Consider the following 9,957-nt stretch of genomic DNA (forward strand, 5'->3'; position numbering starts at 1 on the left):
CCCGGGTGCGGCCCCCTCGTCGTGGGGAGGGTCAGTCGGCGCGCCGACGCTGTTCGGCCAGCACCCCGCGCTGCAGCGGGGCCGTGGCCAGCAGGGCCAGGGCCGTCAGGGTTGCACCGGCGGCGAGCGTCCCACCGAGGATCGTCGGGCCGGTGCCGTTCCGCTCGTACCCCTTGCTCACGGCCACGGTGGCCATGGGGGAGGCGAGCAGCACCCCGAGCCCGGCGCCCAGCGCGAGGGCCAGCACCAGCGGGCCCAGCACCTCGAGCCAGGCCACGCGGCGCAGGTACCCGGCCGAGGCGCCCATCCGGTGCATGGCGCGGCTCTGCTCGGCGCGCTCGAACACCGCGGAGGCCTGCGTGATGTACGTGCCGGCGGCCGCCAGCACGAAGCCGATGCCCAGGGTGATGAGCGCGCCCTTGGTGATGTCGAAGGTGGTGGCCACGGCGAACTCCGCGCCCGGCGGTGCGCCGGCCGGGGGCTCGGTGGCCAGCGGCATCATCGAGGTGTAGCCGCCGATGAAGGCCAGGAATCCCAGCGGCGCCACGCGTCGCCAGGTGGCCCGCGGGTCGGCCTGCACGCGGCGGGCCGCCCACACCACGGTGGCCGAGGGGAGGTGGGCCAGCACGCGGCAGACCACCTGCAGCAGCCAGGGGCCCACCACGGCCGTGCCCATGAGCACGGTGGCCAGCGCGAGCCCCATGGCGACCCACGGCAGCAGGGCCGAGCCGGTGTCGGCCGACCTGCCGACCACCACGAACGCACCCACCAGCAGGGCGACGAAGGCCACCGGGCGCCACCAACGCAGGGCGGGACTGCTGGCGCGGCGGGCCACGCCCAGCGGGGAGACCCGCACCCGCCGCAGGCCCCACCAGGCCGAGACCAGGCCGATGAGGACGGTCGCCAGGGCCACCGGCGCGGCCAGCCACACCGGCAGGATCATCTCGGAGGGCTCCACCCGCATCGCCTGGATGGTCAGCAGCGACCAGGCCGGCAGCGTGGCCAGGTAGAGCAGCGCCCCCGCGGCGGTGCCGATGACGGACTGCACGAGGGTGTCCACGAGGGTCATGCGCGTGACGTCACCGGACGAGAGGCCCAGCAGGCGCAGGGCGGCCATGCGGCGCTCGCGCCCGCGGGCACCCAGGACGGCGGCCGAGGCAGCCAGGCCCACCATCGCGGGCACCAGCAGGGCGCAGGCGATGGCGGCCAGGCCCACGTAGAAGCCCAGGATCTGTCCCACCACGTGGTCCTGGGCGAGGTACTCGGCGTGCACGCCGTGCGGTGCCCTCCAGCGCCGGAGGAACATCCACGTACCGCCGGCCACGGTGAAGGCGAGCGCCGAGGAGACCACGTAGGCCAGCGTGGAGACCAGGTAGAGCAGCGACTCGCCCTCCCGCGCACCGAAGCGGGCGCGGGTGAGGCGGAGGGTGAAGTCGAGCAGGGTGCGCAGCCCGGGGCCGTTCGCGGGTGCCCCGGCGGCCGGGCCCGCGGGGGGCGCAGTGGTGTGGGCGGTGGTGCTCATCGGGCCACCCCCACCGGCTCGCGGGTCGGGCGGTCGGTGTGCACCAGCCCGTCGCGGATCTCCACGAGGCGGTCGCACCAGCGGGCCACGCCCGGGTCGTGCGTCACGAGCACCAGGGCGGCCCCGGCGTGGGCCACGGTGGCGGTGAGCAGTTGCATCACCTCGTGGCCGGTGGTCTGGTCCAGGGCACCGGAGGGCTCGTCGGCGAACACCACCTGCGGCTGGCCCACCAGGGCACGGGCGATGGCGACGCGCTGCGCCTGGCCGCCGGACATGTCGCCGGGGCGGCGGCCGCGCAGCTGGGGGATGCCGATCTGCTCCAGGGCGTGGTCGGCCGCGGTGAGGGCCTTCCCGCGCGAGGTGCCGGTGAGCATCATCGGCAGGGCCACGTTCTCGCGGGCGGAGAGCTCGGGGATGAGCTGGTGGTCCTGGAAGACGAAGCCGAACCGGCTCAGGCGGGTGTGCGAGCGGCGGCGGTCGTCGAGGCTCGAGAGCGGCTCACCGCCCAGCCGCACCTCGCCCCGGGTGGGCACGAGGATGCCCGAGAGGCAGTGGAGCAGGGTGGACTTGCCGGAGCCGGACGGGCCCATGACCGCCACCGTCTCCCCGGGGGCGATGGCCAGGCTCACCCCGGCCAGGGCCTGCACGCCGCCGTAGGCGACGGTGATGTCGTCGGTGGCCAGCACGGGTGCTGGCGTCCTGGTCTGCGCGGTGTGGGTGTTCATGGCTCCATTCGACGGCGCGGAGGGCGCTTCCGGAACAGTGTGGGCGATGGTTCGCAGGTGGTGCTGGCACTACCCCGCAGGTGGCCCGCGTCCTCCGGCCGCTCGGGTGGCTCCGGTAGTTTCGCGGCCGTGGACCTCTTCCGTCGCCGCCGCTCGGCCTCCCGCGAGCAGGAGGCCGAACGGCGCATCGCCGCGCTCACCGCATCGCGCCGGGAGGTGGTGCAGGCCTACGAGGTGGAGCGCCGCCGGGTGGAGCGCGACCTGCACGACGGTGCGCAGCAGTACCTCGTGGCCGCCGCGATGCTGCTCGGTGAGGCCCGGTCCCTCGAGGTGGCCACGCAGGACGCCGAACTGGCCGACCTGCTCCGCCGCGCCGCGGGCCAGCTCACCGACGGGCTGGAGGCCCTGCGCGCCACGGTGCGCGGCATCCACCCGGCCACCCTTGCCGAGCAGGGGCTGGAGGCCGCCCTGTGGGAGGTGGCACGGAGCAGCGGCCAGGCGGTGCGTGTGGTGTGCCCGCACCCGTTGCCGGAGGTCCCCGAGGGAGTGCTCGTCTCGGCGTGGTTCTTCGCCTGCGAGGCCATCGCCAACGCCGCCAAGCACGCACCGGGCGCACAGGTGACGGTGCTGCTGGGGGCCGACACCGACCTGCGGGTCTCGGTGGTGGACACCGGACCCGGCGGGGCGGTGGTCGAACCGGGTGGGGGGCTCTCGGGCCTGAGCGAGCGCATCGCGGCCTTCGGTGGGGAGGTCACGGTCACGAGTCCGGCGGGCGGCCCCACCCAGGTGGCGGCCTCGATACCGTTGCTCCTCATGCGAGGCGAGACGGGGGTGCCGCTGTGACGGCCCGGTTGGTGGTGGCGGACGACTCGGCGATCCTCCGCGAGGGCCTCGTGGGCCTGCTCGAGCGCCGTGGCTACGAGGTGGTGGCGCAGGCCGCCCGCGCCGACGACCTGGCGCAGGTGGTGGGCGAGCTCGCCGCGCAGGGGGCCCTCCCGGACGGGGTCGTCACCGACGCCCGCATGCCCCCGGGCATGACCGACGACGGCATCCGCGTGGCGGTGGACCTCAGGACCGCCCACCCCGGGCTGGCGGTGATGGTGGTGAGCCAGTACGTGGTGCCCGTGCACGCGCAGCGGCTGTTCGCCCTCCAGGGGGCGGGTGGCACCGGTTACCTGCTCAAGGACCGCGTGGCCGAGGTGGACGACTTCGTCGCCTCGCTGGACCTCGTGCTCTCCGGCGGCGTGGTGACCGGCCCGGAGATCACCCGCGCCATGATGAGCGCCGGCAGCCCGGGCCTCCGCGAGCTCACCGACCGGGAGCACGAGGTGCTGGAGCTCATGGCCCGTGGGCTGTCCAACGGCGAGATCGCTGCCGAGCTCGTCCTCTCGGGGGCGGCCGTGGCCAAGCACGTGTCCAACATCTTCGCCAAGCTCGGCCTGGCGCCGGGGGAGGACAACCGCCGGGTCAAGGCGATCCTGCAGCTGCTCTCGGCCCGGGGCGACGCACCGGCCTGGTGAGCCTCAGCCCTGCGGGGGCAGCACGTCGGTCTGCGCGGGCAGGGCCACCAGCCCCACGGGGCACGAGAGCCCGTTGGGGCCGTGCATGCAGTACCCGTCGGGGTTCTTGTGCAGGTACTGCTGGTGGTACTCCTCGGCGAGGTGGTACTCGCCCAGCTGCTCCGGCGGCACGATCTCGGTGGTGATCGGCCCGTACCCGGCGGCGGTGAGCTGCTCCTGCATCGCCGCGGCGGTGGCGCGAGCGACGGCCACCTGGTGGTCGGTGGTGCAGAACACGGCCGAGCGGTACTGGGTGCCGACGTCGTTTCCCTGCCGGTCGCCCTGGGTGGGGTCGTGGTTCTCCCAGAACACCTTGAGCACCTCGTCGATGCGGGTGCGCGCGGGGTCGAACACGACCTGCACGGTCTCGGCGTGGCCGGTCGTCCCGCGGCACACCGACTCGTAGGTGGGGTGCGGGTCGGTGCCGCCCATGTAACCCACCGAGGTGGTCACCACGCCGGGCAGCTGCCAGAAGAAGCGCTCCACGCCCCAGAAGCAGCCGGCCGCCAGGTGCACCACCTCGCTGCCCTCGGGCCAGGAGTCCATCGGGACGTCCAGGACGGCGTGCGGGGTTCCGGCGGGAAGCAGCGAGCTCATGGCCCCATCGTCCCACCCGGGGTGTGTCGTGGACACGCGCAGGGCCCCACCGGTTCACGAACCGGTGGGGCCCTGCGCAGGGTGCGGTGGTCAGCCGTCGTAGGGGCGGACCTCCACGATCTTCACGTCGATCTGCTTGCCGTTCGGGGCCTCGTAGGCCACGGTCTCGCCCCGGGTGTGGCCGTCGATGGCCTGGCCCAGCGGGGACTTCTCGGAGTAGACCTCCAGGTCGTCGCCGTCGGCGATCTCGCGGTTGCCGAACAGGAAGGTCTCGGTGTCACCGAACATCTCGATGGTGACGACCATGCCCGGCTCCACGACGCCGTCGTCGGCCGGGGGCTCCTCGCCCACCTCGGCGTTCTGCAGCAGGGTGGTGAGCTGCTGGATGCGGCTCTCCATCTTGCCCTGCTCCTCCTTGGCGGCGTGGTAGCCGCCGTTCTCCTTGAGGTCGCCCTCGGAGCGGGCCTCCTCGATCTGCTGGGCGATGTCCCGGCGGCCCGGGCCCTTGAGCTGCTCGAGCTCGGCGCTCAGGCGGTCGTACGCGGCGCGCGTCAGGTAGGTCGTCTCCTGGGTGGCGTCAGCCATGGTCACTCTCCTTAGCAGAGTGGCGGTCCGGCCGGCGGTGCTCGCCGTGCCGGACTGCGGAAAGGTCCGGCCGCCAGCTTCGCGACCGGACCTGGGTGTACGTGGGTATGAGGGATGAGTCTACGCCGGGTACCCGTTTTCCGCCATTGCGCGGCGGGGAGTCACCCCTCGGGGTACCAGCAGCCCGTCACGTTGCCCACCAGTGGCCGCGAGGTGGTCTGCACCACCGATCGCTCCCGGGTGGAGCCCGCGCCCCGGGGCGGGACGGTGACGTCGCGGGTGCCCACCACCTCGTGGTTCTCGTTCTCGGCCACCAGCCGGCACACCACGGGGCGGTCGGGCTCACGGTGCACGTCGTAGATGACGGTCACCGAGCTGTCGGTGATCTTCTCGTGCCCGGCGTAGAACCAGTTGGGCTTGTTGGTGTTCAGGGCGATGCCGTACCAGACCACCAGGGCGGTGGCCAGACCCACGAGCACCGTGCCGACGACCCACCACCGGCGCTGCGAGGGGGTGGTGCGGGGGCGGGCGGGCGTGGACATCGGGGCTCCTCGGGGATCGCGGCCGCGGCCTCCCGGCCGCAGGGGGCGGCCAGGTCATGGGGGACAATGGCCGACGCACCATTGTGGTCCATCGGCCCGCGCGCCCGATGGCGCGCCCGCCCCCAACGAGGAAGGTGACTCGTGACCGACCAGCTCCGCCTGCTCGCCGTCCACGCCCACCCCGACGACGAGTCGAGCAAGGGCGCCGGCACGATGCTGCGCTACGTCGCGGCCGGGCACCCGGTCACCGTCGTCTCGTGCACCGGCGGGGAGCGCGGCGACGTGCTCAACCCGCGGCTGCAGGACGACCCCCAGGTGCTGCGCAACATCGTGGAGGTACGGCGCCGGGAGATGGCCGCGGCCCAGGAGATCCTGGGGGTCGACCACGTGTGGCTCGGCTTCGTGGACTCCGGCCTGCCGGAGGGGGACCCGCTGCCGCCGCTGCCCGACGGCTGCTTCGCGTTGGAGCCGCTGGAGGTCACCACCGAGGCCCTGGTCCGGGTGATCCGTGAGCGCCGCCCTCACGTGGTGACCACCTACGACGAGAACGGCGGCTACCCCCACCCCGACCACATCATGACCCACGTGGTGACGATGGCGGCGGTGGAGGCGGCAGGGGACGCGGAGCGCTTCCCGCACGCCGGCGAGCCCTGGCAGCCGCTGAAGGTCTACTACAACCAGGGCTTCAACCCGGACCGCATCGAGGCCCTGCACGCCGGGTGCGAGGCGGCCGGTCTGGAGTCGCCCTACGTGGACTGGATGGAGCGGATGCGTGACCGACCGCGCCGCACCCTCACCACGCGGGTGGAGTGCGCCGAGTTCTTCGAGCGCCGCGACGACGCGCTGCGCGCCCACGCCACGCAGATCGACCCGGAGGGCTGGTTCTTCAGCGTCCCGATCGACGTGCAGCGCAGCGCATACCCTTGGGAGGACTACGAGCTGGCCGTGTCCCTGGTGCCCGTGCAGCTGCCCGAGGACGACCTGTTCGCGGGTCTGCCGGCGGACGCGGCGGAAGCCGACGAGATCGCCCGGAAGGCGTCGTGGGACCGGATGGCGCACGACGGCCGGGCACGGACCAAGGAGTCGTGATGGGTGGACCGTTCCTCGCGCAGGGTGGAGGCGACACCAACGTCTCCATCAATGGTGGCCTGGGGGCCTTCCTGGCCCTGTTCGTCATCGCGCTGGCCATCTGGGCGCTGGGGTGGAGCATGACCCGCCACCTGCGCCGGGTCAGCTATCTCGAGAAGCAGCACGCCGGCATGCGCCCGGGGGAGTCCCCGCGCGTCATCCACACGGTCGAGGACCGCGTGCCGGGCCAGCAGTCCACCGCGCGCCGTGACTCCATCCCCGCCGCCGACGACCCTGCCGAGGGTGCGGAGCCCACTGAGGACCCCACACCGCGCGGGGGCCACGGCGCGTGAGCGAGTCCACGGGAGGCTCGGCCGGCCGCGTGCGTGGCCTGGTCTACGGCGCCTACGAGCAGCGGCTCTCCCAGGAGCTCGAGGCCGACCGGCTGCCCCGCCACGTGGGCGTGATGCTGGACGGCAACCGCCGCTGGGCCCGGGAGCGCGGGAGCGACACCGCGGAGGGGCACCGGGCGGGTGCCGAGAACATCGAGCCCTTCCTCGGGTGGTGCGAGGAGCTCGGCATCGAGGTGGTCACGCTGTGGATGCTCTCCACGGACAACCTCAAGCGCCCCGCCACGGAGCTCGAGCCGCTGCTGGCCATCATCGAGAAGGCCGTCACCGACCTCGCCGCGAGCGGGCGCTGGCGCGTGCACCTTGTCGGCTCGCCGGGGCTCCTGCCGGAGTCCACCCGTGGGGTCCTCCAGGAGGCGGTCCGCCGTACCGAGGACGTGGACGGGCTGCTCGTGAACGTGGCCATCAGCTACGGCGGACGCCAGGAGGTCAGCGACGCGGTGGCCTCGATGCTGCGGCAGTGGCACGCCGAGGGCCTCGACATCGCCGAGGCGGCCGACCGGGTGACGCCGGAGGCCATCGGGGAGCACCTGTACACCCGCGGGCAGCCGGACCCGGACCTGGTGATCCGCACCTCCGGTGAGCAGCGCCTGGGGGGCTTCCTGCTCTGGCAGAGCGAGAAGAGCGAGTTCTACTTCTGCGAGGCCTACTGGCCGGACTTCCGGCGGGTCGACTTCCTGCGGGCGTTGCGTGCCTACGCCGGGCGCGAGCGTCGCTTCGGTCGCTGAGCGCCCACCGCCGGCCCGAGGCGGCCGACGTGCTCCCGGCCGCCCCTGCTTGAACGCCGCGTGAACGTCTGGACAACGCTCGGGGACCCCTGCCGGACTGTGCGCCCGGCGTGTCGACCGACCCCTAGATTCGGGGGTGTCAACGAGTCGACCCGCGTCGACCCGGCGCGGGACAGGAGGCGTCATGACCGGTCACACGCAGCACTCCACGGGGGACGGACTGCGAGGGGGTGAGGTGGCCACCGTCACGGCGTCCGGCCACGCCCCGGCGCAGGCGGCCACCGCCGTCCGCACCTACGTGGTGGACACCTCGGTCCTGCTGTCCGACCCCCGCGCGATGATGCGCTTCGCCGAGCACGACGTGGTGCTGCCGGTGGTGGTCATCACCGAGCTCGAGGCCAAGCGCCACCACCCGGAGCTCGGCTACTTCGCCCGCTCGGCCCTGCGGATCCTCGACGACCTGCGGGTTCAGCACGGCCAGCTCGACCAGCCGGTCCCCACCGAGGGCGGGGGCTGGCTGCGGGTGGAGCTCAACCACACCGACCCCTCCTCGCTGCCGGCGGGCTTCCGGCTGGGGGACAACGACACGCGCATCCTCTCGGTGGCGCGCAACCTCGCGGACGAGGGGCTGGACGTCTGTGTGGTCTCCAAGGACCTGCCGATGCGGGTGAAGGCCTCGGCCGCGGGGCTGGACGCCGAGGAGTACCGGAACGAGATGGCGGTCGACTCCGGCTGGACCGGCATGACCTCCCTGACAGTGACCGCCGAGCAGATGGACTCCCTCTACGACGAGGGGCGCGTGGTGGTCGAGGAGGCCCTCACCCTGCCCTGCCACACCGGCGTGGTGCTCACCTCGCCCACCGGGTCCGGACTGGCCAGGGTCTCGCCGGACGGGGCGCTGCGCATGGTGCGCGGGGACCGGGACGCGTTCGGCCTGCACGGCCGCAGCGCCGAGCAGCGGGTGGCGCTGGACCTGCTGCTCGACCCGGACGTCGGCATCGTCTCCCTGGGCGGCCACGCTGGCACCGGCAAGTCGGCCCTCGCCCTGTGCGCGGGCCTCGAGGCGGTCATGGAGCGCCGGCAGCAGAGCAAGGTGATCGTCTTCCGCCCGCTCTACCCGGTGGGTGGGCAGGAGCTGGGCTACCTGCCGGGCAGCGAGAACGAGAAGATGGGGCCGTGGGCGCAGGCCGTCTTCGACACCCTGGGGGCGGTCGTCTCGCGCGAGGTGGTGGAGGAGGTCGTCGACCGCGGCCTCATCGAGGTGCTGCCGCTGACGCACATCCGCGGGCGCTCCCTGCACGACGCCTTCGTCATCGTCGACGAGGCACAGTCCCTGGAACGCAACGTGCTGCTCACGGTGCTCACCCGCATCGGGCAGAACAGCCGGGTGGTGCTCACGCACGACGTGGCGCAGCGCGACAACCTGCGGGTCGGCCGGCACGACGGGGTGGCGGCGGTCATCGAGGCGCTCAAGGGGCGGCCGCTCTTCTCGCACGTCACGCTGACCCGCTCGGAGCGGTCCCCGATCGCGGCGCTTGTCACGGAGCTGCTCGAGCCCTGAGGTCCCCGGGCCCGCCGGGAGGTGCTCCCGGCGGGCCCTGTCGTGCCCGGGAGGACGCAGAATCTGAACACCGGGTGAACACCGGGAGGGGTCGACGGGGGCGGGTGCTCGTCCCCAGGGGGCGCATCGGTGAGTTTGACCTCGTGTGGGTGATGCGCAAGAGTTCAGGGTCGCTCTTCACGCTGTACCGTCCCGTGCGGTGTGGCGACACTGTTCCGACGTCCATCGGGTCGGAGCTCTGACGAGGGCTGGGATGTCCCTTCCCGGCCGTGATCTCGAAGGACAAATCGATGAACGTGTCCCCTGACAACTCCGCCCGTCGTGGCCTGAACACGCTGCGCCGCCACCCCGTGGCCGGTGCTGCCGCAGCTGTGACCGCGCTGGCCACCGCCGCGGGTGTGACCGCCTCGGTGCTGCCCTCGGAGCCGTCGCAGGACGAGGCATCCGCCGCGGCCCTGAGCCACCAGGTGAAGGCCGACGACCGCGAGCAGGGCGCCAGCCGCTCCAACGCCGAGCAGAAGGCGGAGGCCGCCGCCAAGAAGGCAGCCCGCCAGGCCGCCAAGGAGCGTGCGGAGAAGGCCCGTCAGAAGGCTGCCGCGCAGAAGCGCGAGCGAGCCGAGAAGGCCGCCGAGCGCAAGGCCGCCCAGGAGCGGGCCGAGA

General features: G+C 73.2%; 12 protein-coding genes. 7 read left to right on the top strand and 5 right to left on the bottom strand.

The genetic code is table 11. The features are described 5' to 3' along the window. Window positions 1–31 precede the first annotated feature (31 nt). On the bottom strand, window positions 32–1,522 hold the full coding sequence (locus tag HMPREF3099_RS04270) for an FtsX-like permease family protein (RefSeq protein ID WP_070704404.1): 1,491 nt from the start codon (window positions 1,520–1,522) through the stop codon (window positions 32–34). Further along, window positions 1,519–2,247 (bottom strand): ABC transporter ATP-binding protein, encoded by a 729-nt coding sequence (locus HMPREF3099_RS04275; RefSeq protein ID WP_070704406.1) that lies wholly within the window; start codon window positions 2,245–2,247, stop codon window positions 1,519–1,521. The genes HMPREF3099_RS04270 and HMPREF3099_RS04275 overlap by 4 nt, the downstream gene beginning before the upstream one ends. Before the next feature lie 129 nt (window positions 2,248–2,376). Here HMPREF3099_RS04275 and HMPREF3099_RS04280 point away from each other — a divergent pair, with 129 nt between their 5' ends. Beyond that, a complete protein-coding gene (locus HMPREF3099_RS04280) occupies window positions 2,377–3,090 on the top strand; it encodes a sensor histidine kinase (protein ID WP_070704409.1) in 714 nt (237 codons plus the stop codon). Further along, window positions 3,087–3,767 (top strand): response regulator transcription factor, encoded by a 681-nt coding sequence (locus HMPREF3099_RS04285; protein WP_070704412.1) that lies wholly within the window; start codon window positions 3,087–3,089, stop codon window positions 3,765–3,767. The genes HMPREF3099_RS04280 and HMPREF3099_RS04285 overlap by 4 nt, the downstream gene beginning before the upstream one ends. Before the next feature lie 3 nt (window positions 3,768–3,770). On the opposite strand, the gene msrA is transcribed toward HMPREF3099_RS04285, so the two are convergent. The 3 genes from msrA to HMPREF3099_RS04300 form a co-directional block, all read right to left on the bottom strand. Further along, window positions 3,771–4,403 carry a peptide-methionine (S)-S-oxide reductase MsrA gene (gene msrA / locus HMPREF3099_RS04290; RefSeq protein ID WP_070704415.1) on the bottom strand — a complete coding sequence of 211 codons (633 nt, stop codon included), beginning with the start codon at window positions 4,401–4,403 and terminating at the stop codon, window positions 3,771–3,773. 90 nt (window positions 4,404–4,493) lie between these two features. Next, on the bottom strand, window positions 4,494–4,988 hold the full coding sequence (gene greA, locus HMPREF3099_RS04295) for a transcription elongation factor GreA (RefSeq protein WP_070704418.1): 495 nt from the start codon (window positions 4,986–4,988) through the stop codon (window positions 4,494–4,496). Window positions 4,989–5,149: 161 nt separating this feature from the next. Then, window positions 5,150–5,530 (bottom strand): DUF4307 domain-containing protein, encoded by a 381-nt coding sequence (locus HMPREF3099_RS04300; RefSeq protein WP_070704421.1) that lies wholly within the window; start codon window positions 5,528–5,530, stop codon window positions 5,150–5,152. A 141-nt stretch (window positions 5,531–5,671) separates the two neighbouring features. On the opposite strand from HMPREF3099_RS04300, the gene mca reads away from it, so the two are divergent. The 5 genes from mca to HMPREF3099_RS04325 all read left to right on the top strand — a co-directional run. Beyond that, window positions 5,672–6,619: a mycothiol conjugate amidase Mca gene (gene mca, locus HMPREF3099_RS04305; protein WP_070704424.1), complete on the top strand. Its 948-nt coding sequence runs from the start codon at window positions 5,672–5,674 to the stop codon at window positions 6,617–6,619. Next, on the top strand, window positions 6,619–6,951 hold the full coding sequence (locus HMPREF3099_RS04310; protein ID WP_070704427.1) for a hypothetical protein: 333 nt from the start codon (window positions 6,619–6,621) through the stop codon (window positions 6,949–6,951). Before mca ends, HMPREF3099_RS04310 begins: the two co-directional genes overlap by 1 nt. Beyond that, entirely contained in the window at window positions 6,948–7,736 is a 789-nt protein-coding gene (locus tag HMPREF3099_RS04315; RefSeq protein ID WP_070704430.1) for an isoprenyl transferase, read from the top strand. The genes HMPREF3099_RS04310 and HMPREF3099_RS04315 overlap by 4 nt, the downstream gene beginning before the upstream one ends. A gap of 184 nt (window positions 7,737–7,920) precedes the next feature. After that, entirely contained in the window at window positions 7,921–9,297 is a 1,377-nt protein-coding gene (locus HMPREF3099_RS04320) for a PhoH family protein (RefSeq protein WP_083323482.1), read from the top strand. Between the two features lie 290 nt (window positions 9,298–9,587). Further along, window positions 9,588–9,957, top strand: a 370-nt coding sequence (locus HMPREF3099_RS04325; RefSeq protein WP_202816686.1) for a hypothetical protein, incomplete at its 3' end; no start/stop codon positions are given.

Source organism: Kytococcus sp. HMSC28H12 (genome assembly GCF_001816045.1).
GTDB lineage: Bacteria > Actinomycetota > Actinomycetes > Actinomycetales > Dermatophilaceae > Kytococcus > Kytococcus schroeteri.